Source organism: Klebsiella sp. C239 (assembly GCF_048822715.1).
Taxonomy (GTDB): Bacteria; Pseudomonadota; Gammaproteobacteria; order Enterobacterales; family Enterobacteriaceae; genus Klebsiella; species Klebsiella quasipneumoniae.
Window position 1 is genome coordinate 96875 of sequence record NZ_JBMEZK010000006.1, and the last position, 22739, is coordinate 119613.

Here is a 22739-nt window from a genome sequence, read left to right on the forward strand (position 1 = left end):
CCCGGCCTACATAAGGCACATCGTAGGCCCGGTAAGCGCAGCGCCACCGGGCAAGTTACAGATTACGATTTGGTCGCTTGTTCGAAGCGGCGCAGCAGCTGATTCCCACGCTGAACGGCGGAATCCAGCGCCTGTTGCGGGGTTTTCTTGCCGGTCCACACGCTCTCCAGCTCTTCATCGACGATGGTGCGGATTTGCGGCATGTTGCCCAGACGCAGGCCTTTGGTGAACGGCAACGGCGGCTTGTTCAGCATCTGGCGCGTGGCGATATCGGCGCCCGGGTTCTTATCATAGAAGCCCTGCTGGCGGGTCAGATCGTAGGCCGCGGTGGTGATCGGCAGATAGCCGGTTTTCTGGTGCCATTCGGCGGCATTTTCCGGTTTGGTCAGGAAGTCGAGGAACTTCGCCACGCCGGTGTAGGTCTCTTTGTCTTTACCCTGCATCACCCACAGGCTGGCCCCGCCGATGATGGCGTTCTGCGGCGCGCCTTTCACGTCGGCATCGTAGGGCATCATGCCGACGCCGTAGTTAAATTTGGCGTACTGGCGGATATCGGCCAGCGAGCCGGACGAGGCAGTGGTAATGGCGCAGTCGCCGTTATAGAACTTTTCGGTGGACTCGTCTTTACGCCCGAAGTAGCTGAAATCGCCCTTCTTGTTCATCTCTTCGAGCAGCGCGATATGCTTCACCTGCTCCGGCTTGTTGAACTCAAGAACCGCGTCGGTGCCGTCAAAGCCATTGTTTTTCGTCGCCACCGGCAGACCGTGCCAGGCGCTGAAGTTCTCAATCTGGATCCAGCCCTGCCAGCCGCTGGCGTAGCCGCACTTCATTCCGGCGGCTTTCAGCTTCGCGGTGTAGGCCGCCAGATCCTGCCAGGTCTTCGGCGGCTGCTCTGGATCTAAACCGGCTTTTTTGAAGGCGTCTTTGTTGTAGTACAGCACCGGCGTGGAGCTGTTAAACGGCTGGGAGAGCAGATGGCCGGTTTTCGAATCGGTGTAATACCCGGCGACCGTCGGCACAAACTGCGATTCATCAAACGTGATGCCCGCCTCGCTGAACACCTGGTAGACCGGCTTAATGGCTTTTGACGCCATCATGGTGGCGGTACCCACTTCATACACCTGCAGGATCGCCGGCGCGTTGCCGGTACGGAAGGCGGCGATACCGGCGCTCAGGCTCTGTTCATAGTTGCCCTTGTATACCGGAACGATTTTGTAATCAGGATTGGCCGCGTTAAAGCGTTGCGCCAGAGAATCCACTTCTTTACCCAGTTCGCCTTCCATTGAGTGCCAGAACGGGATGGTGGTAACCGCCAGGGCCTGACCGGCAAAAGCCAGGCTCAGCGCCAGTCCTAAAGCTGTATGTCGTAACGATATCATCGGTTATCTCTCTTGTTGTGCCGGATGCGCGATTTCACGCGTTTTATGCTCGCGGGGTAACATGACATGTTCGAATTACAGAAAAATAACTTTTTTATTACAAAAAAAAGATAGTAACGGGTCAGAGAGATGACAAGCCGATGAAAGGACGGGGGAAGTAAAGTGGGAGCTGAGACACGGATAATAGTTGTGCGATCGGCTCCCGGGGTCGGCGCAAGCGCCTCGCCCGGGCTACAAACCGGCGAAGTGAATGACGCCGGGTTACGATGAATTAACCGCCGAGATAGGCGCTGCGCACCGCCTCGTTGGCCAGCAGCGCGTCGCCGGTATCCTCCAGCACCACGTGGCCGTTCTCCAGCACGTAGCCGCGATCGGCCAGCTTCAGCGCCTGGTTGGCGTTCTGCTCAACCAGGAAGATAGTCATCCCCTGCTCGCGCAGCTGCTCGATGGTATCGAAGATCTGCTGAATGATGATCGGCGCCAGCCCCAGCGACGGTTCATCCAGCAGCAGCAGACGCGGCTGGCTCATCAGGGCGCGGCCGATGGCCAGCATCTGCTGTTCGCCGCCGGACATGGTGCCGGCGCGCTGGATACGGCGCTCGTGCAGACGCGGAAACAGCTCATACACCCATTTGATGCGGGTCTGGAACTGATCGCGGTCGGCAAAAAAACCGCCCATCGCCAGGTTCTCTTCCACCGTCATTCGCGAAAAGACGCGCCGCCCTTCCGGGACGATCGCCACCGCCTCGCGCATGATCTTCGCCGTCTGCCAGTCGGTAATATCCTTACCGTCAAAGACAATACGCCCGCTGGAGGCGCGCGGATCGCCGCACAGCGTGCCGAGCAGGGTGGTTTTCCCCGCGCCGTTGGCGCCGATAAGCGTGACGATCTCGCCCTGTTTGATATGCAGGCTGACGTTGTGCAGCGCCTGAATCTTGCCGTAGTGGGCGCTGACGTTGTCAAAAGTTAACATCGCGTTTTCCATCTTATGCCTCACCAAGGTATGCGCGGATCACGTCCGGGTTATTACGAATCTCTTCCGGCGTCCCGTTGGCCAGCGGTGTCCCCTGGTTCACGACGTAGATGCGATCGGAAATGCCCATCACCAGCTTCATATCGTGTTCGATAAGCAGGATGGTGGTGTTGTGATGGTTACGCAGCTCGGCGATAAGCTCGTCCAGCTCTTTGGTCTCTTTCGGGTTCAGCCCCGCCGCCGGTTCATCGAGCATCAGAATTTCCGGCTGGGTCACCATGCAGCGGGCAATCTCCAGCCGGCGCTGGTCGCCATAGGCCAGGTTGCTGGCCTGCCGGTTAGCGTGCTCCAGCAGGCCGATACGCTCAAGCCAGGTGGCCGCGCGGTCCAGCGCTTCGCTCTGCGCCCGACGGAAGGCCGGCGTTTTCAGCAGGCCGGAGAAGAGCCCGGTTTTCAGCTGCTGATGTTGCGCCACCAGCAGGTTTTCAATCACCGTCATTTCGCGGAACAGGCGCACGTGCTGGAAGGTCCGCACCACGCCCATCCGGGCAATCTGCTGGCCCGGCAGCCCTTCCAGATGCTGGTCGCGCAGCAGAATGGTGCCGCCGGTGGGCTTGTAAAAACCGGTCAGGCAGTTAAAGACGGTGGTCTTCCCGGCGCCGTTGGGGCCGATCAGCGAGACGATCTCGCGCTCTTTGAGCTCCAGCGACACATTGTTGACGGCCAGCAGACCGCCGAAACGCATCATCAGGCCGCTGACGGATAATAATGGCTGACTCATGCCTGCTCTCCTTTCGCCTGACCGTTTTTCAGCTTCAACTGCACGCGCGTCATTGGCAGAAGCCCCTGCGGACGCCAGATCATCATCAGCACCATCAGACCGCCGAGCATTAACATGCTGTATTCGTTAAAGTCACGCATCAGCTCACGCGACACCACCAGCAGAATAGCCGCCAGGATCACCGCAAACTGCGAGCCCATCCCGCCCAGCACGACGATCGCCAGTACAAAGGCGGACTCGGCGAAGGTAAAGGATTCCGGGCTGACGAAGCCCTGGCGCGCGGCGAACAGCGTCCCGGCGAAGCCGGCAAACGCGGCGCTGATGGTAAAGGCGGTCAGCTTGATGCGCGTCGGGCTCAGGCCCAGCGAACGACAGGCGATCTCATCTTCACGCAGCGCTTCCCACGCCCGCCCCAGCGGCATCCGCAGCAGGCGGTTGATAACGAACAGGCTCAGCACCACCAGCAGCAGCGCCACCAGATAGAGGAAAATGACCCGGTCGGAGGGATCGTATTTTACGCCGAAGAAGTTGCTGAAGGTATCCCAGCCGCCTTCGCGGGCGCTGCGGCTGAATTCGAGGCCAAAGAAGGTCGGTTTCGGGATCTGGCTGATGCCGTTTGGCCCGCCGGTGATTTCGGTATTGTTGAGCAGCAGAATACGCACGATCTCGCCGAAGCCTAAGGTCACGATCGCCAGGTAGTCGCCGCGCAGACGCAGCACCGGGAAGCCAAGCAGGAAGCCAGCCGCCGCGGAGACCAGGCCGGCCAGCGGCAGACAGGTCCAGAAGCCGAGACCGTAATAGTGGTTCAGCAGCGCGAAGGTATACGCGCCGATGGCGTAGAACCCGCCGTAGCCCAGGACCAGCAGGCCGGAAAGGCCGACCACCACGTTCAGCCCAAGGCCGAGAATGATATAGATCATCGTCAGGGTGGCGATATCCACCGTACCGCGCGACACCATAAACGGCCAGGCCACGGCAATCACCAGCAGGGCTATCAGGAACAACTTCTGCTTCACCGTCGAGCCGTCAATCGCCGGCATAATAAACTTCGGCCCGGAGACGTTCTTAACCGCTTTCTGAAACAGCGGCCGCAGCAGCTGGAAGAAAAAGACCACCGCGGTGCCGATGAAGATCCACTGCCAGCGAATATCGGCGGCGGTATCCACCACCAGTTTGGTGCCGTTCAGCTCCAGCTGCACGCCCATAAAGACGCCCGCCAGAATGAAGAACATCGCAGCAGAGAGCAGCGCCATTGCAATTTGCATCGGTTTCATACTTTTTCCACCTCCGGGCGGCCCAGAATGCCGGTCGGCATCACTAACAGCACCAGAATCAGCAGCGCAAAGGAAACCACGTCCTTATATTCGGTGCTGAGATAGGCAGAAGAGAGCGCCTCGGCAATACCCAGGATCAGGCCGCCGATCATCGCGCCGGGGATACTGCCGATACCGCCGAGCACGGCGGCGGTGAAGGCCTTCATCCCGGCCATAAAGCCGATGTAGGGGTTAATCACGCCGTAGAACTGACCCAGCAGCACGCCCGCCACCGCCGCCATCGCTGCGCCGATCACAAAGGTCAGGGCAATGACGCGATCGGTGTTAATGCCGAGCAGGCTCGCCATTTTCAGGTCTTCGGCACAGGCGCGGCAGGCGCGCCCCATCCGCGAGTAGCGAATGAACAGCGTCAGGGCCAGCATGGCGATAAAGGTCACCACCCAGATCACCAGCTGCATGGTGGTGATCGTCGCGGAGAAGCTGTCACTGTGGCCGACGACCCACTGGCCATTAAACAGGCTCGGCAGCGCCACGTCGCGGGAGCCCTGGGTCAGGCTGACGTAGTTCTGCAGGAAGATAGACATCCCGATAGCGGAGATCAGCGCAATCAGACGCTTGGAATTACGCACCGGCCGATAGGCCACGCGCTCAATGCTCCAGCCGTAGGCGCTGGCAATCACAATGGCGCCCACGAAGCCGGCGGCGACCAGCAGCCAGCTGGTGTCGATACCCATCATCATCAGCGCGGCGATGATCATGAAGGAGACATAGCTGCCAATCATGTAGACCTCGCCATGGGCGAAGTTGATCATGCCGATAATGCCGTACACCATCGTATAGCCGATGGCGATCAGCGCGTAGGTACTGCCCAGCGTGACGCCGTTAAACATCTGCTGCAGAAAATAGAGAAACTGCTCGGACATAAGGTAACCTTTTTCAAACCGCCCGCGGCTCGCGGGCGGAGGGATAACTCATCTTCAGCGCTTATTTCGCCGCGCTCGAAGAGCCGTCGGCGTGCCACTGGAAGACACCAAACTCAAATCCCTTCAGATCGCCTTTTTCATCCCAGTTCAGCGGCCCAATCACGGTTTTCGCCCCGTGCGCTTTCAAATCTTTGATTAAATCCAGCGGCTGCTGGCTGCCGGTTCTGTCCATCGCCTGCGCCAGCGACTGAACCGCGGCGTAAGTGATCCAGACATACGGCCCGCTCGGATCTTTCTTCTCCGCTTTCAGCGCGTTGACGATGGCGCTGTTGGCAGGGTCCTGATCGTAGCGTTTTGGCATCGTCACCAGCATCCCTTCCGCCGCGGCGCCCGCGATATTGGACAGCGAGGCGTTGCCGACCCCTTCCGGCCCCATAAACACGGTTTTCAGCCCCACGGAGCGCGCCTGGCGCAGCATTTGGCCCATTTCCGGGTAGTAACCGCCGTAGTAGACGAAGTCGATGTTCTCTTTCTTCAGGCGCGCCAGCAGCGCGGAGAAATCTTTCTCGCCCGCGGTGATGCCGTCAAAGAAGACGATGTTGGCCCCGGCTTTTTTCAGGTTGTCCTGCACCGAACGCGCCAGCCCTTCGCCGTACTGCTGCTTGTCATGAATGATGGCGATACGCTGCGGTTTGACGTTCTCGACGATATATTTCGCCGCGGTCGGCCCCTGCGAGGAGTCGAGGCCGGCGGTACGCATGATGTACTGATAGCCGCGCTGGGTCAGCTCCGGGTTGGTCGCTCCCGGGGAGATCATCAGGATGCCTTCATCCTCATAGATATCGGAAGCCGGCTGGGTGGAAGAGGAGCACAGGTGGCCGATAACGTACTGAATACCGTCGTTGACGATTTTGTTGGCCACCGCGACCGCTTGCTTCGGATCGCAGGCGTCGTCATATTCGACGGCCACCAGCTTGTCGCCCTTAATACCGCCGCTGGCGTTGATGTCTTTAATCGCCTGACGCGCGCCGTTGAACTCCATGTCGCCCCACTGGGCCACCGGACCCGACATCGCGCCGACCACGGCGACCTTAATATCCTTGGCCATCGCCGCGTGCGACATCGCTAATGCGACAATGCCCGCGACGATGGTTTTCGCGTTCCTTTTCATGCTGCAGAACCCCGTTCGTGATGTGGTGTAAATGTTTTGTATTTTTATGGTTAAAAAGCATTCTGTGCTTTTATTAAACAACGCCATTTTTACCATTGAGTTTAATGGTTTAGCGCAGCTTTTCACTAAAAAACAGATTAAAATCTCTATTTTTCAGTCGATTAAGCAAAGATAATATTCTGTATTTTGCTGAAGATAAACAAAAAAAAGTCCATGCGGCAGCATAAAATAACGATACATAAGGCGGAATAAAACGCTGCACATTAGGTTAAAATCCTGCTTATTTTTCGATCCATGACGGATTGCGCTACCCCAACAACGCCAGGAAAACGAATCCCCTGATGTATGCGCAAAAAACAGCGCTCCGCCAGACAGCAATTTTGGGTACACTGGCGCCTCTGTTTTGCACTGGACTTGCCGCCCATGAAACTGACTATTATCCGTTTACAGCACTTCAGCGATCAGGATCGCATTGATCTGGGGAAAATCTGGCCGTCGCAGGATCTGTCGACGCTGACCTTGGATGAAAACCATCGTCTCTATGCCGCCCGCTTTAACGAGCGCCTGTTGGGCGCTGTGCGCGTTACCCTGCGTGGCGTCGAAGGTGAGCTCAGCGATCTGTGCGTGCGTGAAGTGACCCGCCGCCGCGGCGTCGGGCAATATTTAGTGGAAGAGACATTGCGTGATAACCCGGCGATCAATAGCTGGCGCGTCGCCGACCGCGGGGTGGAAGACCGCGGCGTGATGGCGGCCTTTATGCAGGCGCTCGGCTTTAGCGCCCAGCAGACCGGTTGGGAAAAGCATTAAGCCGTAGTAAGTGACCGGGGTTGAGGGGGGCAGACAACGCATTTGCAGCGTGAAAGGCGCCCACCCATTTAACCCAGCATTTCGCGTTGCAAAAAGGCGTCAAGACCCGAAATCCCCGGGAGCTTACATCAGTAAGTGACCGGGGTTGAGGGGCGCAGACAACGCATTTGCAGCGTGAAAGGCGCCCACCCATTTAACCCAGCATTTCGCGTTGCAAAAAGGCGTCAAGACCCGAAATCCCCGGGAGCTTACATCAGTAAGTGACCGGGGTTGAGGGGCGCAGACAACGCATTTGCAGCGTGAAAGGCGCCCACCCATTTAACCCAGCATTTCGCGTTGCAAAAAGGCGTCAAGACCCGACATCCCCGGGAGCTTACATCAGTAAGTGACCGGGGTTGAGGGATGCAGACAACACATTTGCAGCGTGAAAGGCGCCCTACCCATTTAACCCAGCATTTCGCGTTGCAAAAAGGCGTCAAGACCCGACATCCCCGGGAGCTTACATCAGTAAGTGACCGGGGTTGAGGGGCGCAGACAACGCATTTGCAGCGTGAAAGGCGCCGGTTAAATTATTTGGCGTCGGTCGCCGTACCGTTAGCATGCCAGGTAAAGACACCGAACTCGAAGCCTTTCAGGTCGCCTTTCTGATCCCACGACAGCGGGCCCATCACGGTGTCTACCGTCGCGCCTTTCAGGTATTTAGCGATTTCCGCCGGATCGTCAGACTGATTCAGGCCCGCCTGCAGCGACTGCAGCGCCGCGTAGGTGGTCCAGACGAAGGCGCCGCTCGGATCCTGTTTCTTCGCCTTGATCGCATCCACGATCGGTTTGTTCGCCGGCACCTGGTCGTAGTTCTTCGGCTTGGTCACCAGCAGGCCTTCCGCCGACTCGCCGGCGATGTTAGACAGGGAGACGTTCGCTACGCCTTCCGGGCCCATAAACTGGGTTTTCAGACCGGCAGCGCGGGCCTGACGCAGGATCTGGCCCATTTCCGGGTGGTAACCGCCGTAGTAGACGAAGTCGATATTCTCTTTCTTCAGGCGCGCCACCAGAGTGGAGAAATCTTTCTCACCGGCGGTGATCCCGTCGAAGAAGACCACGTTCGCCCCGCCTTTTTTCAGGCCATCCTGCACCGCACGGGCCAAACCTTCGCCGTACTGCTGTTTGTCATGCACGACTGCGATACGCTGCGGCTTCACTTTGTCGAGAATGTATTTCGCCGCGGTTGGTCCCTGGTCGGAGTCCAGACCGGTGGTGCGCAGGATCAGCTTATAGCCGCGCGCGGTCAGCTCCGGCGCGGTCGCAGCGGGGGTGATCATCAGAATGCCTTCGTCTTCATAGATGTCAGACGCCGGCTGAGTGGAAGAGGAGCACAGGTGGCCGATAACGTATTTGATCCCGTCGTTGACCACTTTGTTGGCGACCGCTACCGCCTGTTTCGGGTCGCAAGCGTCATCATATTTTACGATCTGCAGCTTATTGCCCTTAATGCCGCCCTTCGCGTTGATATCCGCTACCGCCTGCTCGGCGCCGGTAAACTCCTGATCGCCGTACTGGGCCACCGGGCCGGACATCGCCCCGACTACCGCGATTTTGATATCTTCCGCCAGCGCCGCGCTGCTCATAACTAAGGCAATACATCCTGCCAGTAACGCTTTACCCTTCATATTCATCCTGAGGCTCCCCATTATTATGGTTTTTGCATTTGTTGTGATGTTGTTTGTTAGCGCATTATTTTGTTTATATCGATAGGAAAAGCATATGATAGCTAACCAACCGGGGGCTGCTCGCGCTTTTGCAGCACACTATGCTAAACATACCGTCATTCTGAGGAATTTGAAACGACTAAATTGCGGGCTATGTAACAGATAAGTGACAAATAAAAAAACCGCGCCAGCATGAACCGGACGCGGTGCAAAACAGGCCCTGATTACCAGCCAGCGGGCAGGTAGCCTACCGCGGACGCTACCGCGTAGACGGCGCTGCAAAGATACAACAACACAATGAAGCATTGGATAAGCGGATGGGTCATACAGGCCGGACAGGTCCAGCCCGGCGTCAGGTCGCCACGCTGGCGGGCGCCCTTGAGCATCAGGATCGGCATAATCGATAAAATAACGCCGCTGAACACCCCGGCAAAATAGAGCGCGTTGACGAAAGAGACCATACCGCTGTAGGCCAGCGCGAACGGCGGGATCGCCACCACCAGCAGCACCATCATGCGGCGGGCGGGCTGTTCATCATTCCCCAGGCGGAACTGATCGAAGATATTGGTCAGGAAGCTGCCGCCCAGTCCCCAGTAGGAGGTCAACATCGCGCACAGCGCAAACAGGTTGGCGGAGAAGAAGGCCCATTCGCCAAGCGCCCTGCCCCAGGAGATGGTGGCCACATCCGAAATATTGTCCAGGCCATTAAGCGAGATCACCGACAGCGGCACCAGCGCCAGCAGGGTAAAGGTCAGCGCCATACCGACTATAATGGCTTTAGGCAATTTTTCCGGTTTGTCGGCGAAGCCTCGCGCCATTTCCGGGACGATATACTGTGCCGAGAAGCAGAACGCCACGACATTGAAGACCGGAACCATATACAGCCAGTTGCCGTCGAGCAGATAGCCCACGCGGGTAGTCTCTTTCAACAGCGTGGCAATCACCAGCACCGAGATCATCACCACCATACCGATGCTGATAAATTTCTCGCCGCGGCCGATCGCCTTCAGCCCCAGATAAAGCACCCCTGCCGCCGGGACGAAAAACAGCACGCTGCCCAGCGCCGGCGAAATGCCAAACAGGGAGTAGAGCAGCTTGCCGCTGCCGGTCATATAAGCCGTCAATGCGCCGACGCTGTTGACGCAGACGGAGAGGAACATCATCAGCGCGCCAAAGCCGCCGACGTAGCGCTTTGATAATCCGCTGAGCTGCAGATGTTTACGCGTGCGGAGCGTAGATTCCGCGACATAGAGCATGGTCACCGTCGTCAGGCTGCCCACCAGCACCAGCCAGAACAGCAGCGGTAAGAAGCCCGCTTTGCTTGACGCATAGGCGATGGAGAGGACACCCGCGCCGATATTGGTACCGACAATCATCGATACCCCTTCGACGAAGCTCAGAGATTTTGCAGGGACAGCCGTACGTTCCCGGCCGGTGAGGGCGGGAGAAAAGGTGGAGTTTTCAGACATAATACTTTCCGTTTTACTCCGGCGGTTTTCTCCGCCGGAAAAAAGGTGATATCAGGGTGATAAACCACTCACGCTGAGCATGAACAGCCGGCTGCGGCTTCCTGTTTCTGTTCGGCTTCCCTGCCGCCGCAGCCCACCGGGGAGACGTTAGCTCTTCAGTACGCGCGCCAGAATATCCAGCGCTTTCGAGAACTGGGCGTCCGGAATCGTCAACGGATAGAGGAAGCGGATCACGTTGCCGTAGACGCCGCAGCTCAGCAGCAGCAAGCCGTTCTCCTGCGCTTTCTGTTGCACCTGACGGGTGAACTCCGGCGACGGTTCGCCAGTTTGCGGATCGTTAAACTCCACCGCCACCATCGACCCCCGACCGCGGACATCGACAATCGCCGGACAGCTAGCGCGCGCCTGGTTGAGCACTTCCTGCAGATGGCTACCCAGCTGTTCAGCGCGCTGGCACAGCTGCTCTTCAGCAATCACATCCAGCACCGCGTGCGCCGCGGCTACCGCCAGCGGGTTACCGGCATAGGTTCCGCCCAGGCCGCCTGGCGCAGGGGCATCCATCACCTCGGCGCGTCCAACGACGCCCGACAGCGGGAAACCGCCGGCGAGGCTTTTCGCCATCGTCATCAGATCCGGTTTCACATCATAGTGCTGCATGGCGAACAGCTTGCCGGTACGGGCGAAACCGGTCTGCACTTCATCGGCGATCAGCAGAATGCCGTGGGTATCGCACAGATCGCGCAACGCCTGCATGAAATCGGCTGGCGCGACGTTAAAGCCGCCTTCTCCCTGGATCGGCTCGAGGATGATGGCCGCGACCTGATCCGGCGCAATATCCGCTTTGAAAATGCGCTCCAGGCTTTTCAGCGCATCCGCGGTGGAGACGCCGTGCGCCGCATTCGGGTAGACACCGTGATACACCGAGCCCGGGAAGGGGCCGAAGCCGATTTTGTAGGGCGCGACCTTACCGGTGAGCGCCATGGTCATAAAGGTACGGCCGTGGAAGCCGCCGCCGAAAGTAATCAGCCCCGGACGGCCGGTGTAAGCGCGGGCAATTTTCACCGCGTTCTCGACCGCTTCCGCGCCGGTGGTGAAGAAGGCCGTTTTTGCCGGCCCGTCAATCGGCGCCAGATCGTTGATACGTTCCGCCAGCGTGACATAGCTTTCGTACGGCACAATCTGATAGGCGGTGTGGGTGAACGCCTGCAGCTGGTCAGCGACCGCGGCAACCACCTTCGGATGACGGTGACCGGTATTTAACACGGCGATACCGGCGGCGAAATCGATCACCTCATTGCCTTCGATATCCCACAGCGTGGCGTTCTCCGCCTTCTCGACAAAGTAGTTACACATTACGCCTACGCCGCGCGGCGTCGCCTGCTGGCGACGTTGATTCAGTTCTGAGCTTTTCACCTGCGAATCTCCTGTCGTGTATGTCACGTTATCGCAACAAATTAGAAACGATGTCGTTTATTTACACAGGAGTTGGCCCTATAATCGAGTACCAATTTTGAATATCTGAGGGATCCAATTGCGTTCGCTGGTGGGTGACCTGGTGCTGGTCCGTCTGCAGGAAGAGCGCGACCCTCTTCTGCACAAACGCTTATACAACGCGCTTCGCTGCGCGATCCTTGACGGTTCGCTGGCGCCGCAAAGCCGCCTGCCGCCGTCGCGGGACCTGGCGGGAGAACTCGGCGTATCAAGAAACACCATATTAACAACTTATGAACAATTACTGGCGGAAGGATATGTGGTTTCCCGTCGGGGAAGCGGAACATTCGTTGCCCAAACCGCGCCTGAAAGTTCATTGACCGCTAATGGGAAGCGGGAAAACAGCAGTATCGCGACATCGACGGCGCACCTTTCACGCCGTGGCCAGCACCTGCTCGGCCAGGTCAGCGCCAGCCCACGCCAGTGGGGAGCGTTTATTCCCGGCGTACCGGACGTTAACGCCTTTCCCCATCCGCTGTTCAGCAAGATCCAGGCCCGCATCAGCCGTCGGCCAAAGCCGGAGCGGCTCAGCTACAGCTGCAACGGCGGTACCCCGGAACTGCAGCAGGCGCTGGTGGATTATCTGCGGGTATCGCGCGGCGTCCACTGTCAGGCAGATCAAATTCTTATCACCGAGGGGATCCACCAGGCGATTGACCTGGTCACTCGCATGCTGTGCGACAACGGCGAACTGGCGTGGGTGGAGGAGCCTTCCTACTGGGGCATTCGCCATGTGCTGGCGATGAACGACGTCCGGGCGGCCCCCATCACCGTCGATGCCAATGGGCTGTGCCCGCCGGAAACGGTTGACGATGCGCCGCGACTCATCTTTGTCACCCCTTCTCACCAGTATCCGCTGGGCGCGGTGATGAGCCTTGAACGCCGTCAGCGGCTGCTGGCGCTCGCCCGCCAGCAGGGCAGCTGGATCGTCGAAGATGATTATGACAGCGAGTTTCGCTTTTCCGGGCAGCCCATCCCCGCCCTGCAGGGGCTGGTGGCCGATGCGCCGGTGGTCTATGTCGGCACCTTCAGCAAGACGCTCTATCCCGGCCTGCGCCTGGGCTATGTGGTGATCCCCCGCCCGCTGGTCAGCGATCTGAAGCACGCCCACGCCGAGCTTTATCGCGGCGGCCATTCGCTGATCCAGATGGCGCTGGCGGAGTTTATTACCGCTGGTCACTACTCGGCGCATATCCGCCGCATGCGGCTGCTCTACAGCCGTCGTCGCGCCTTTTTAACCGAGCTGATTCAGCGGCACTGTATGCCCGACGCCCTGTCGGACTTCAGCGATAATGCCGGACTGCATTTGATCCTCAATTTACCGGAGGAGGCGGACGATGTGGCGATCGCCCGCGAGGCCAATGCGCGCCACATTCTGGTGCGGCCGCTCTCGCGCTACTACCTGACGGCGGCGCGTAAGAAAGGATTATTGATGGGATTTGCCAGCCAGCCCGAGGAGCAGATGGCGCCGGCGTTCAGCGTGCTGATAGGCTGCCTGCGGACGCACTGTCCAGAGGCGCTGCTGCCCATGGATGGCGCAGAAAAACAAAACGCCCCAACCTGAGGCGGGGCGTTATCGGGGTGCCTGGCGTCAGGCAGGGGTGGCGTATCAGGCTTCGATCGCGGCACGCAGTTTTTTCATGGCGTTCTTTTCCAGCTGACGCACGCGCTCTGCGGAGACGCCGTAGCGGTCAGCCAGCTCCTGCAGCGTGGACTTGTTGTCTTCGTCCAGCCAGCGGGCGCGGATGATATCCTGGCTACGCTCGTCCAGGCCCTGCATCGCGTCAGTCAGCTTATTCGCCGCCTGCTCTTCCCAGTTGTCGTCTTCGATGCCGTCGGCGAAGTTTGACGTTTTGTCCTGCAGATAAAGAACCGGCGCCATCGGCTGGCTGTCGGATTCATCGTCCGACGACATGTCGAACGTCATGTCCTGGGCCGCCATACGGGATTCCATCTCGCGGACGTCTTTGCTCGACACGCCCAGCTCACGGGCCACCATTTCCACTTCATCCTGGTTGAACCAACCCAGACGCTGTTTGGTTTTACGCAGGTTAAAGAACAGCTTACGCTGTGCTTTGGTGGTAGCGACCTTCACGATACGCCAGTTGCGCAGCACGTATTCGTGAATTTCGGCTTTAATCCAGTGCACGGCGAAGGAGACCAGGCGCACACCCACTTCCGGGTTGAAGCGACGCACGGCTTTCATCAGGCCGATATTGCCTTCCTGGATCAGATCCGCCTGCGGCAGGCCATAGCCCGAGTAGTTACGAGCAATGTGAACAACAAAGCGCAGGTGAGACAGAATCAGCTTTTTCGCTGCTTCCAGATCGCCCTGGTAATGCAGCTTTTCAGCAAGCTCCCGCTCTTCATCAGCCGACAGCATCGGCCAAGTGTTAGCGGCCCGGATGTACGATTCCAGGTTACCAACGGGGGCTAAAGCTAAAGTTTGCATTTCTTTGGTCATTCAAATCCTCTCAATTGATATCTTCTGACGTGGTCTTGTCCCCATCAGGCAACAAGCATGCCAGCATTCATGAGCAACGAGAATATCACTCACATTAGTATCAGACAGTGATTTTATCCACAAGTTCCCTGCAACGGTGTGAATAAATTACGCACAAAATGTGACACCACGATGAAAAAGTGAGGGCAGGAAAAGGAGAACAAGCTTGCGGTATCTTTCCCTGCGAACAGGAACTCATTGCAGCAGGGAAAGATTATATCACGCTTTTTTTAATCGGGAGTAAAGTGACGTAAATGTTGCACTGTCGCCAGCCAGGCGGCCACCCACCCGATCATCGAGCAGACGATCAGCATCAGCAGACACTCGTCAAAGCCTAAGCCGCTCAGCTCAAACTGGGTGCCGAACACCTTCGCCACCTCGGTCACTGCCGACGAGAGGCGCATCACCAGAATCTCCGACAGGATCAGCGATAAAAACGCGCCGGAGAAGCCCAGCATCGCCCCGCCGTAGAGGAACGGACGCAGGATAAAGCCGTCGGTGGCGCCGATCAGTTTCTGCACGTTAATGGTATCGCGGCGGGCGAAGATGCTCAGGCGCACGCTGTTGCCGATCACCAGGAACACCGCCGCCACCATCAGCACGCCGATCATCGCCGACACGCGGCCCACCAGCCCGGTGAGCGAGGAGAGGCGGGCAAACCAGCTGTCGTCCATCCGTACTTCATCGACCCCCTGGATCCGCGATACCCGATCGCGCAGGGTGTTCAGCGCTTCCGTGCTCTGGAAATCCAGCTTCGGCACCACGATGGCGACCGCCGGCAGCGGGTTCTCTTCCAGCATATCCAGGGCGCCGCCAAAGCCGGACCAGTTACGGAATTCACCCAATGCCTCGTCACGTGACAAATAGTTCACCTTGTCGACGCCCTGCTCCGCCTGCAGCTGGCCGACCACCCGCGCCGCGGCATCGTCATCCAGCGTTTTTTCCAGATACACGGTGATCTGCGGCGAGGGATAGTACTGTGACGCCGCGCTGCTGACGTTTTTGTAGACCATGTAGCAGACGCTTGGCAGGGTCAACGAGATGGCGATAACCATCACCGTCAGGAAGGTCGCCAGCGGCGTGCTTTTTAAATCCTGGAGCGCACCGTGCCAGGCGTAGCGCACCTGCTCGTTGAACACGTTGCTCTTACGCGAGGCCGGGTTAGGCGCCGCTTTCGGCCGTTTTGGCGCATTGCGCCCGCCGCCGCCGCCGCCCGCCGCGTTGCGCAGGCGATCGAACTTGCTGCCGAACTGGCGGATTTGGTTCATTGCGTCGCGCTTATTCACCCCGAATGCCTCCATGCAGATGGCCGTCGCTGAGCGTCAGCACGCGGTACGGACGGCTGGAGATAAGCCCCAGATCGTGCGTGGCCATCAGTACCGTCACCCCGACGCGGTTAAACTCTTCAAACAGACGTAAAATCCCCTCCGAGAGCGCCTCGTCGAGGTTACCGGTCGGTTCATCCGCCAGCAGCACCGCCGGCTTGTTGACCACCGCGCGAGCGATCCCCACGCGCTGCTGCTCGCCGCCGGAGAGCTGAATCGGAAAGTTCTTCGCTTTGTCCAGCAGCCCGACCTTATCCAGCGCCGCCGAGACCCGGCGACGAATGTCATCGCCGCTGGCGCCGGCGATAATCAGCGGGATCGCCACGTTGTCATACACGGTACGATCCATCAGCAAATGGTGGTCCTGGAAAATCATGCCGATCTGGCGGCGCAGGAACGGCACCTCACGGCTCTTCAGGCGGCTGATTTCATGACCGCTGAAGAAGATTTTCCCGGCGCTGGGCCGTTCGATACCACAGATAAGCTTCAGCAGGGTACTTTTCCCTGCGCCGGAGTGGCCGGTCAGAAACGCCATCTCGCCCGGCTGCAGGTGGAAGTTCACCCCCTGCAGCGCTTGTCTCCCACCGAGATAGGCTTTGCTGACTTGTTCAAAGCGAATCATTCTTAATCCTCTCGGGCAAAAAGTGCCTCAATAAAGTCGCCCGCATTAAACGGACGCAGATCCTCAATACGCTCGCCGACGCCAATATAGCGAATCGGAATGCCGAACTGGTCGGCCACCGAGAAGATCACGCCGCCTTTGGCGGTGCCATCCAGCTTGGTCAGGGTGATCCCGGTCAAACCTACCGCTTCATGGAACAGTTTGGCCTGGCTAATGGCATTCTGCCCGGTACTGGCGTCGATGGTTAACATCACCTCATGCGGCGCGTCGACGTCCAGCTTTTTCATCACCCGGACGATCTTCTTCAGCTCTTCCATCAGGTGCGATTTATTCTGCAGACGCCCGGCGGTATCGGCAATCAGCACATCAACATGGCGCGCCTTCGCCGCCTGAATGGCGTCGAAAATCACCGAGGCGGAATCGGCGCCGGTGTGCTGGGCGATCACCGGGATATTGTTACGCTGGCCCCAGACCTGCAGCTGTTCCACCGCCGCCGCACGGAAGGTATCCCCCGCCGCCAGCATCACCGATTTGCCCTGCTGCTCAAACTGACGCGCCAGCTTACCGATGGTGGTGGTTTTCCCCACCCCGTTCACGCCGACCATCAGAATAACAAATGGCGTTTTGCCTTCAACATTCAGCGGCTCATCCACTTTGGCGAGGATATCGCCCATCTCTTCTTTCAGCAGGCCGTACAGCGCTTCCGCATCGCGCAGCTGCTTACGGCTGGCGCCCTCGGTGAGATGAGTAATGATCTTGCGGGTGGTTTCCACCCCGACGTCGGCGATCAGCAGTTGCTCTTCCAGCTCTTCAAACAGATCGTCGTCGATCTTCTTACCGCGGAACAGGCTGATAAATCCGGAACCGAGATTTTGTTTGGTTTTCAGCAGGCTACGCTTAAGGCGGGCGAAAAAGCCTTCTTTCGTCGGTTTTTCCTGCTCCTGGACCAGCGCTTCCACCGGCGCCTCTTCCTCTGGCGCCGGCACCACCACCGCCGCCTCTTCCGCCGCCTCGGCCGCCAGCGCCTGCGCTTCCAGCTCTTCATCGCTTAACGGCGCGTCCTCTTCCGGCGCTTCCGTCTCCTGGGGTTGGGCGACGACATCCTCTACAGGCTGCTCAGCCACGGCCTCCGCCGCCACCGGTTCGGCGATAACGTCCTCCACCAGCGACTCAACCACTGCCGGCAGTTCCTCCGCCTTCAGCGGTTCGCTGACCGCAGGCTCCGGCGCGACGACCGGCGCCTCTTCAACCAAAGCAGGCGCTGGCGCCGCCTCTTCTTCCTGCGCGCTGGCAGGCTCCGCGAGGTGGGCCTTTTCGCTTTCGACCACCGTCTCGGTGACTTCGACGACCTCTTCGGCAAACGCCTCCGGGTCCGCTTTCGGCGCGCTCGGCTCAGCAGGGGTTTCCGCCGCCGGCGTCTCCTGGGCAACCGCTTGTTGTTCTTCTACTTTTTGTTCAGTCTCGGTTTCCTGTGCCTGCTCTTTCTGTCCAAAGCCCAGCCAGGAAAAGAAGCCACGTTTTTTCTCTTTTGCCATTTGCGACCACACTCCTCGCTGTTTATTCATGGCGCAGCTTCATCAGAAGCTGAAAAAATGATGAAATTAGTTGGATAGTCTATCACTTAACTTAACTCGCAGCACCGCCCCCGGATTAAGGTTTCGTCAACCGCCGTCGATCGCTAGAATAGCAGGCCGGAAGTTGAGACTTGAGCAGAGAGATGAAAAAACCAAACCACGCGGGCAGCGGCCAGATCCGCATCATCGGCGGGCAATGGCGCGGCCGTAAATTACCGGTGCCGGAGAGCCCGGGCCTGCGGCCGACCACCGACCGGGTTCGCGAAACCCTTTTTAACTGGCTGGCGCCGTCCATCGTTGACGCGCACTGCCTCGACTGCTTTGCCGGCAGCGGCGCGCTGGGGCTTGAGGCGCTGTCCCGCTATGCGGCCAGCACCACGCTACTGGAGATGGAGCGCGGCGTCGCTCAGCAGTTACAAAAAAACCTGGCCACCCTGAAAGCGGATCGCGGCAAGGTGATCGCGACTAACACCCTCAGCTTCCTGAGCCAACCGGGCACGCCGCATCAGATTGTGTTTGTCGACCCACCGTTCCGTCAGGGGCTGCTGGAGGAGACGCTGCGCCTGCTGGAAACGCAGGGCTGGCTGGCCGACGAGGCCCTGGTGTACGTCGAAAGCGAAGTCGAAAACGGTTTACCGCCGGTACCGGCGAACTGGCATCTGTATCGTGAAAAAGTGGCCGGACAGGTCGCGTACCGTCTTTACCAACGTGAGGCCCAAGGAGAGAACCATGCTGATTAATTTAGGCCGCCTGCTGATGCTGTGCGTCTGGGCCTTTCTGTTATTGAATCTGTTTCAGCCCTTCCCGAAGCCGCTGAATATCTTCGTCAACGTCGCGCTGATTTTTATGATCCTGATGCACGGTCTGCAGCTGACGCTGCTCAAGGCGACGCAGCCGAAGGATGCCCCGCCGCTGGGCCGCTTTGAGCAAATCCGCATTTTTATCTTCGGCGTGTTTGAGCTCGTCGCCTGGCAGAAAAAACTGAAGGCGACGCTGAAGAAATAGTCCTGACAAGGGCTCAGGGATCGGGCGTGAACGCCACGAACGCTGTGCCCTTATAACTCAACATCCCGCGATCGCCGACGCTCAGCGCATGATACTGCGGCGCGTCAAGGCGAAACACCACCTCCAGCCCGCCGTTCTCAGGGCGAAAGCTCGCTTCATAGCGCATCTCGCTGCCCGCAGGCGTCACCGTCTGCTGCCGCGAACGCCGATCGTTAATCACTTTTTCCCGCTTATTGCTGACGATCACCCGCTTTTGCAACACCGGCGCGGCGTCGTTCGCCAGTTTTTCGCGGCGCTGCTGCACATAGCGAAACGAAGCCGCCACCACAATCACCGCGACGACCAGAACAAAAAAGAGCGGCATTTTACTCATTAAGGTTACCCATAAAAAATATCAGGAATCAGCATACTGCGACTGGAATAACATTGTCATCTGCTGCGCCAAACCACTACACTGAGTGGTAGCTTCACGCATCCGTAACTTTCCTTATGATAACAGATACAGGGACTTACTATGCTTTGGTCATTTATTGCTGTCTGTTTCTCCGCATGGCTTTATGTCGATGCATCCTATCGCGGGCCGGCCTGGCGACGCTGGGTATTTAAACCTGTCACCCTGATTCTGTTGCTGTTGCTGGCCTGGCAGGCGCCGATGTTCAATGCCATCAGCTACCTGGTGCTGGCCGGCCTGTGCGCCTCCCTGCTCGGCGACGCCCTGACCCTGCTGCCGCGCCAGCGGGTGATGTACGCAGTGGGCGCCTTCTTCCTGTCGCATCTGCTGTATACCATCTGGTTCGCCAGCCAGCTGACGCTGTCATTCTTCTGGCCGCTGCCGCTGGTGCTGCTGGTATTCGGCGCCCTGCTGATGGCGGTGATCTGGAGCCGGCTGGAAGAGATGAAAATGCCGGTGCTGACCTTTATCGGCATGACGCTGGTGATGGTCTGGCTGGCCGGTGAGCTGTGGTTTGCCCGCCCTACCAACACCGCGCTGTCCGGATTCGCCGGCGCCGCTCTGCTGCTGCTGAGCAATGCCGTGTGGCTGGTGAGCCACTATCGCCGCCGTTTCCGCGCCGATAACGCCATTGCCGCCGCGTTTTACTTTGCCGGCCACTTCCTCATCGTGCGCGCGCTGTACCTGTAATTTAGTCCTTGACTCTGGAGTCGACTCCAGAGTGTATCCTACGGCTAATGAGAAAATTATCATTTACCGGAGGGTGCCATGTCGACTCCAGACGCGCAGGATAAAAAAGTCCCACAATTCTCGTCATTCACCATGCGGCCAGCGCCCGCCCCGGCGGAAAGCTGCTGCACAGACCACGCCTGCGCCGCAGAGAGCGCGCCTGCCGCCGAAGCGCTCAGCGACGCCCGCTACAGCTGGCAGGTTGCAGGCATGGACTGCGCCGCCTGCGCCCGCAAGGTGGAAACGGCGGTTCGTCAGGTGCCCGGCGTCAGTCAGGTTCAGGTGCTGTTCGCCACTGAAAAATTATTGGTTAACGCCGAGGGCGACGTTCGGGCTCAGGTTGAGCAGGCGGTACGTCAGGCAGGCTATACGCTGCGCGATGCCGATGCCCCCGCGTCAGAGAAAACTCAGGGCTCGCGGCTGCGCGACAATTTACCGTTGCTGACGCTGGTCATGATGATGGCCCTGAGCTGGGGGCTGGAGCAGGCCAACCACCCTGCCGGTCAGTTAGCCTTTATTGCCACCACCCTGGTCGGCCTCTGGCCGGTTGCCCGCCAGGCGCTGCGCCTGATCAAGAGCGGGAGCTGGTTCGCCATTGAAACGCTGATGAGCGTCGCCGCCATCGGGGCGCTGTTTATCGGCGCCACCGCAGAGGCGGCGATGGTCCTGCTGCTGTTCCTGATCGGCGAGCGTCTCGAAGGCTGGGCCGCCAGCCGCGCGCGGCAGGGGGTGAGCGCGCTGATGGCGCTGAAGCCCGACACCGCCATTCGCCTGCGCAACGGCGTGCGGGAAACCGTCGCCCAGCGCGATCTGCGCCCCGGGGATGTGATCGAAGTGGCCGCCGGCGGGCGTCTGCCGGCGGATGGTCAGCTGCTGTCGCCATTTGCCAGCTTTGATGAAAGCGCTCTGACCGGCGAGTCGGTGCCGGTGGAGCGCCAGGCCGGAGAACGCGTAGCGGCGGGCGCCACCAGCGTCGACCGCCTGGTGCAGCTGACCGTAATCTCCGAACCGGGCGACAGCGCCATCGACCGCATCCTGAAGCTGATTGAAGAGGCGGAGGAGCGTCGGGCGCCGATCGAGCGTTTTATCGATCGCTTCAGCCGGATCTACACTCCGGCCATTATGGTGGTGGCCCTGTTGGTCTCCATTGTCCCGCCCCTGCTCTTCGCCAGCGCCTGGCTGCCGTGGATTTATAAAGGGCTGACGCTGCTGCTGATCGGCTGCCCGTGCGCGCTGGTCATCTCCACCCCGGCAGCCATCACTTCCGGCCTGGCGGTCGCCGCCCGACGCGGAGCGTTAATTAAAGGCGGCGCGGCGCTGGAACAGCTGGGCCAGGTGCGCCAGGTGGCGTTCGACAAAACCGGCACCCTGACCGTCGGCCAGCCGCAGGTGACCTCGGTCATCGCCACGGCTGAGAATGACGATAACACGCTGCTGGCGCTGGCGGCGGCGGTTGAGCAAGGCTCCAGCCATCCGCTGGCGCAGGCTATCGTCCGCGAAGCGCAGCGGCGTCAGTTGAGTATTCCGCCGGCCAGCGGCCAGCGGGCGCTGGCCGGCTCCGGTATCGAAGCCGAGGTCAACGGCAGCCGTATCGTGATCTGCGCGGCCAGCAAAGCCGCCCCGTCAGAGCATGAGGCGCAGATCCAGCAGCTGGAGAGCGCCGGTCAAACGGTGGTGCTGGTCATGCGCGGCGAGACGCTTCTCGGCATCCTGGCGCTGCGCGACACCCTGCGCGACGACGCGCGTCAGGCAGTGGATGCCTTACACCAGCTGGGGGTGCGGGGGGTGATCCTTACCGGGGATAACCCGCGCGCCGCGGCGGCCATCGCCAGCGAACTGGGGCTGGAATTCCGCGCCGGCCTGCTGCCGGCGGACAAAGTCGAAGCGGTGATGGCGCTGAATGCCGATGCGCCGCTGGCGATGGTCGGGGACGGCATCAACGACGCCCCGGCGATGAAGGCGGCGACCATCGGCATCGCCATGGGCAGCGGCACCGACGTGGCGCTGGAGACCGCCGACGCCGCGCTGACCCACAACCGTCTGACCGGCCTGACGCAGATGATCTCCCTGGCGCGGGCGACCCACGCGAATATTCGCCAGAACATCGCGATTGCCTTAGGGCTGAAGGGGATTTTCCTTGTCACCACCCTGCTCGGCCTGACCGGCCTGTGGCTGGCGGTGCTGGCGGATACCGGCGCCACCGTACTGGTAACGGCTAACGCGCTGCGGTTATTGCGTAAGAAGTTGTAGCATAGATACCGGCTTCCCTGCTCGCGCTACGCTTAGCAGGGCTACGGTTCCAGACCGTCGGGTAGCCCGGATAAGGCGCTACGCGCCGCCATCCGGGGTATTCCCTGCTCGCGCTGCGCTTAGCAGGGCTACGGTTCCAGACCGTCGGGTAGCCCGGATAAGGCGCTACGCGCCGCTATCCGGGATATTCCCTGCTCGCGCTACGCTTAGCAGGGCTACGGTTCCAGACCGTCGGGTAGCCCGGATAAGGCGCTACGCGCCGCTATCCGGGGTATTCCCTGCTCGCGCTGCGCTTAGCAGGGCTAC

Annotated in this window: 20 protein-coding genes; 6 read left to right on the forward strand and 14 right to left on the reverse strand. The window is 59.6% G+C overall.

The window, feature by feature from the left end:
* Nucleotides 1–62 precede the first annotated feature (62 nt).
* The 6 genes from ugpB to livK all read right to left on the reverse strand — a co-directional run bounded on the left by ugpB (nucleotide 63) and on the right by livK (nucleotide 6501).
* On the reverse strand, nucleotides 63–1379 hold the full coding sequence (ugpB, locus tag ACOI6Z_RS17105; RefSeq protein ID WP_032454248.1) for a sn-glycerol-3-phosphate ABC transporter substrate-binding protein UgpB: 1317 nt from the start codon (nucleotides 1377–1379) through the stop codon (nucleotides 63–65).
* Between the two features lie 271 nt (nucleotides 1380–1650).
* The gene (livF, locus tag ACOI6Z_RS17110) at nucleotides 1651–2364 is read right to left on the reverse strand and encodes a high-affinity branched-chain amino acid ABC transporter ATP-binding protein LivF (RefSeq protein ID WP_004145133.1); all 714 of its coding nucleotides are present in this window, start codon (nucleotides 2362–2364) and stop codon (nucleotides 1651–1653) included.
* A gap of 1 nt (nucleotide 2365) precedes the next feature.
* Complete coding sequence (gene livG / locus ACOI6Z_RS17115; protein WP_023291227.1) at nucleotides 2366–3133, reverse strand: high-affinity branched-chain amino acid ABC transporter ATP-binding protein LivG; 768 nt, start codon at nucleotides 3131–3133, stop codon at nucleotides 2366–2368.
* Entirely contained in the window at nucleotides 3130–4407 is a 1278-nt protein-coding gene (gene livM, locus ACOI6Z_RS17120; RefSeq protein WP_004202111.1) for a branched chain amino acid ABC transporter permease LivM, read from the reverse strand. The genes livG and livM overlap by 4 nt, the downstream gene beginning before the upstream one ends.
* Complete coding sequence (gene livH, locus ACOI6Z_RS17125; protein WP_002920807.1) at nucleotides 4404–5330, reverse strand: high-affinity branched-chain amino acid ABC transporter permease LivH; 927 nt, start codon at nucleotides 5328–5330, stop codon at nucleotides 4404–4406. Before livH ends, livM begins: the two co-directional genes overlap by 4 nt.
* A 61-nt stretch (nucleotides 5331–5391) precedes the next feature.
* The gene (livK, locus tag ACOI6Z_RS17130; RefSeq protein ID WP_065812638.1) at nucleotides 5392–6501 is read right to left on the reverse strand and encodes a high-affinity branched-chain amino acid ABC transporter substrate-binding protein LivK; all 1110 of its coding nucleotides are present in this window, start codon (nucleotides 6499–6501) and stop codon (nucleotides 5392–5394) included.
* A gap of 423 nt (nucleotides 6502–6924) precedes the next feature.
* Here livK and panM point away from each other — a divergent pair, with 423 nt between their 5' ends.
* The gene (gene panM, locus ACOI6Z_RS17135; RefSeq protein ID WP_023291228.1) at nucleotides 6925–7308 is read left to right on the forward strand and encodes an aspartate 1-decarboxylase autocleavage activator PanM; all 384 of its coding nucleotides are present in this window, start codon (nucleotides 6925–6927) and stop codon (nucleotides 7306–7308) included.
* A 569-nt stretch (nucleotides 7309–7877) separates the two neighbouring features.
* On the opposite strand, the gene livJ is transcribed toward panM, so the two are convergent.
* From livJ to ACOI6Z_RS17150, 3 genes are all read right to left on the reverse strand, one after another.
* A complete protein-coding gene (livJ, locus tag ACOI6Z_RS17140; protein ID WP_002920812.1) occupies nucleotides 7878–8981 on the reverse strand; it encodes a branched chain amino acid ABC transporter substrate-binding protein LivJ in 1104 nt (367 codons plus the stop codon).
* A 257-nt stretch (nucleotides 8982–9238) separates the two neighbouring features.
* Entirely contained in the window at nucleotides 9239–10483 is a 1245-nt protein-coding gene (locus tag ACOI6Z_RS17145; RefSeq protein WP_420687457.1) for an aromatic amino acid transport family protein, read from the reverse strand.
* 147 nt (nucleotides 10484–10630) lie between these two features.
* Entirely contained in the window at nucleotides 10631–11896 is a 1266-nt protein-coding gene (locus ACOI6Z_RS17150) for a 4-aminobutyrate--2-oxoglutarate transaminase (protein ID WP_117129271.1), read from the reverse strand.
* A 118-nt stretch (nucleotides 11897–12014) separates the two neighbouring features.
* On the opposite strand from ACOI6Z_RS17150, the gene ACOI6Z_RS17155 reads away from it, so the two are divergent.
* Complete coding sequence (locus ACOI6Z_RS17155; RefSeq protein ID WP_420687458.1) at nucleotides 12015–13538, forward strand: PLP-dependent aminotransferase family protein; 1524 nt, start codon at nucleotides 12015–12017, stop codon at nucleotides 13536–13538.
* A gap of 45 nt (nucleotides 13539–13583) precedes the next feature.
* On the opposite strand, the gene rpoH is transcribed toward ACOI6Z_RS17155, so the two are convergent.
* The 4 genes from rpoH to ftsY form a co-directional block, all read right to left on the reverse strand.
* Nucleotides 13584–14438: an RNA polymerase sigma factor RpoH gene (gene rpoH / locus ACOI6Z_RS17160; RefSeq protein WP_002920815.1), complete on the reverse strand. Its 855-nt coding sequence runs from the start codon at nucleotides 14436–14438 to the stop codon at nucleotides 13584–13586.
* A 269-nt stretch (nucleotides 14439–14707) separates the two neighbouring features.
* Nucleotides 14708–15763: a permease-like cell division protein FtsX gene (gene ftsX, locus ACOI6Z_RS17165; protein WP_002920816.1), complete on the reverse strand. Its 1056-nt coding sequence runs from the start codon at nucleotides 15761–15763 to the stop codon at nucleotides 14708–14710.
* Nucleotides 15756–16424, reverse strand: a complete 669-nt coding sequence (gene ftsE / locus ACOI6Z_RS17170; protein ID WP_004202097.1) for a cell division ATP-binding protein FtsE — start codon at nucleotides 16422–16424, stop codon at nucleotides 15756–15758. The genes ftsX and ftsE overlap by 8 nt, the downstream gene beginning before the upstream one ends.
* Before the next feature lie 2 nt (nucleotides 16425–16426).
* Entirely contained in the window at nucleotides 16427–17959 is a 1533-nt protein-coding gene (ftsY, locus tag ACOI6Z_RS17175; protein WP_420687459.1) for a signal recognition particle-docking protein FtsY, read from the reverse strand.
* Between the two features lie 182 nt (nucleotides 17960–18141).
* Here ftsY and rsmD point away from each other — a divergent pair, with 182 nt between their 5' ends.
* A complete protein-coding gene (rsmD, locus tag ACOI6Z_RS17180; protein ID WP_023291233.1) occupies nucleotides 18142–18738 on the forward strand; it encodes a 16S rRNA (guanine(966)-N(2))-methyltransferase in 597 nt (198 codons plus the stop codon).
* Nucleotides 18728–19003 carry a DUF1145 family protein gene (locus ACOI6Z_RS17185; protein WP_004202092.1) on the forward strand — a complete coding sequence of 92 codons (276 nt, stop codon included), beginning with the start codon at nucleotides 18728–18730 and terminating at the stop codon, nucleotides 19001–19003. Before rsmD ends, ACOI6Z_RS17185 begins: the two co-directional genes overlap by 11 nt.
* 13 nt (nucleotides 19004–19016) lie before the next feature.
* Here ACOI6Z_RS17185 and ACOI6Z_RS17190 read toward each other — a convergent pair whose 3' ends face one another.
* A complete protein-coding gene (locus ACOI6Z_RS17190) occupies nucleotides 19017–19367 on the reverse strand; it encodes a DUF2500 domain-containing protein (protein WP_023291234.1) in 351 nt (116 codons plus the stop codon).
* 150 nt (nucleotides 19368–19517) lie between these two features.
* Between ACOI6Z_RS17190 and ACOI6Z_RS17195 the strand changes: the two genes are divergently transcribed.
* Nucleotides 19518–20144, forward strand: a complete 627-nt coding sequence (locus ACOI6Z_RS17195; protein WP_004173987.1) for a lysoplasmalogenase — start codon at nucleotides 19518–19520, stop codon at nucleotides 20142–20144.
* 78 nt (nucleotides 20145–20222) lie between these two features.
* Nucleotides 20223–22433, forward strand: a complete 2211-nt coding sequence (zntA, locus tag ACOI6Z_RS17200) for a Zn(II)/Cd(II)/Pb(II) translocating P-type ATPase ZntA (protein WP_420687460.1) — start codon at nucleotides 20223–20225, stop codon at nucleotides 22431–22433.
* Nucleotides 22434–22739 lie beyond the last annotated feature (306 nt).

Excerpts from the sequence above, each read along its gene's own strand:
- ugpB (WP_032454248.1), bottom strand. The coding sequence starts at position 1,379 with ATGATATCGTTACGACATACAGCTTTAGGACTGGCGCTGAGCCTGGCT.
- livF (WP_004145133.1), bottom strand. The coding sequence starts at position 2,364 with ATGGAAAACGCGATGTTAACTTTTGACAACGTCAGCGCCCACTACGGC.
- livG (WP_023291227.1), bottom strand. The coding sequence starts at position 3,133 with ATGAGTCAGCCATTATTATCCGTCAGCGGCCTGATGATGCGTTTCGGC.
- livM (WP_004202111.1), bottom strand. The coding sequence starts at position 4,407 with ATGAAACCGATGCAAATTGCAATGGCGCTGCTCTCTGCTGCGATGTTC.
- livH (WP_002920807.1), bottom strand. The coding sequence starts at position 5,330 with ATGTCCGAGCAGTTTCTCTATTTTCTGCAGCAGATGTTTAACGGCGTC.
- livK (WP_065812638.1), bottom strand. The coding sequence starts at position 6,501 with ATGAAAAGGAACGCGAAAACCATCGTCGCGGGCATTGTCGCATTAGCG.
- panM (WP_023291228.1), top strand. The coding sequence starts at position 6,925 with ATGAAACTGACTATTATCCGTTTACAGCACTTCAGCGATCAGGATCGC.
- livJ (WP_002920812.1), bottom strand. The coding sequence starts at position 8,981 with ATGAATATGAAGGGTAAAGCGTTACTGGCAGGATGTATTGCCTTAGTT.
- ACOI6Z_RS17145 (WP_420687457.1), bottom strand. The coding sequence starts at position 10,483 with ATGTCTGAAAACTCCACCTTTTCTCCCGCCCTCACCGGCCGGGAACGT.
- rpoH (WP_002920815.1), bottom strand. The coding sequence starts at position 14,438 with ATGACCAAAGAAATGCAAACTTTAGCTTTAGCCCCCGTTGGTAACCTG.
- ftsE (WP_004202097.1), bottom strand. The coding sequence starts at position 16,424 with ATGATTCGCTTTGAACAAGTCAGCAAAGCCTATCTCGGTGGGAGACAA.
- ftsY (WP_420687459.1), bottom strand. The coding sequence starts at position 17,959 with ATGGCAAAAGAGAAAAAACGTGGCTTCTTTTCCTGGCTGGGCTTTGGA.
- rsmD (WP_023291233.1), top strand. The coding sequence starts at position 18,142 with ATGAAAAAACCAAACCACGCGGGCAGCGGCCAGATCCGCATCATCGGC.
- ACOI6Z_RS17185 (WP_004202092.1), top strand. The coding sequence starts at position 18,728 with ATGCTGATTAATTTAGGCCGCCTGCTGATGCTGTGCGTCTGGGCCTTT.
- ACOI6Z_RS17190 (WP_023291234.1), bottom strand. The coding sequence starts at position 19,367 with ATGCCGCTCTTTTTTGTTCTGGTCGTCGCGGTGATTGTGGTGGCGGCT.
- ACOI6Z_RS17195 (WP_004173987.1), top strand. The coding sequence starts at position 19,518 with ATGCTTTGGTCATTTATTGCTGTCTGTTTCTCCGCATGGCTTTATGTC.
- zntA (WP_420687460.1), top strand. The coding sequence starts at position 20,223 with ATGTCGACTCCAGACGCGCAGGATAAAAAAGTCCCACAATTCTCGTCA.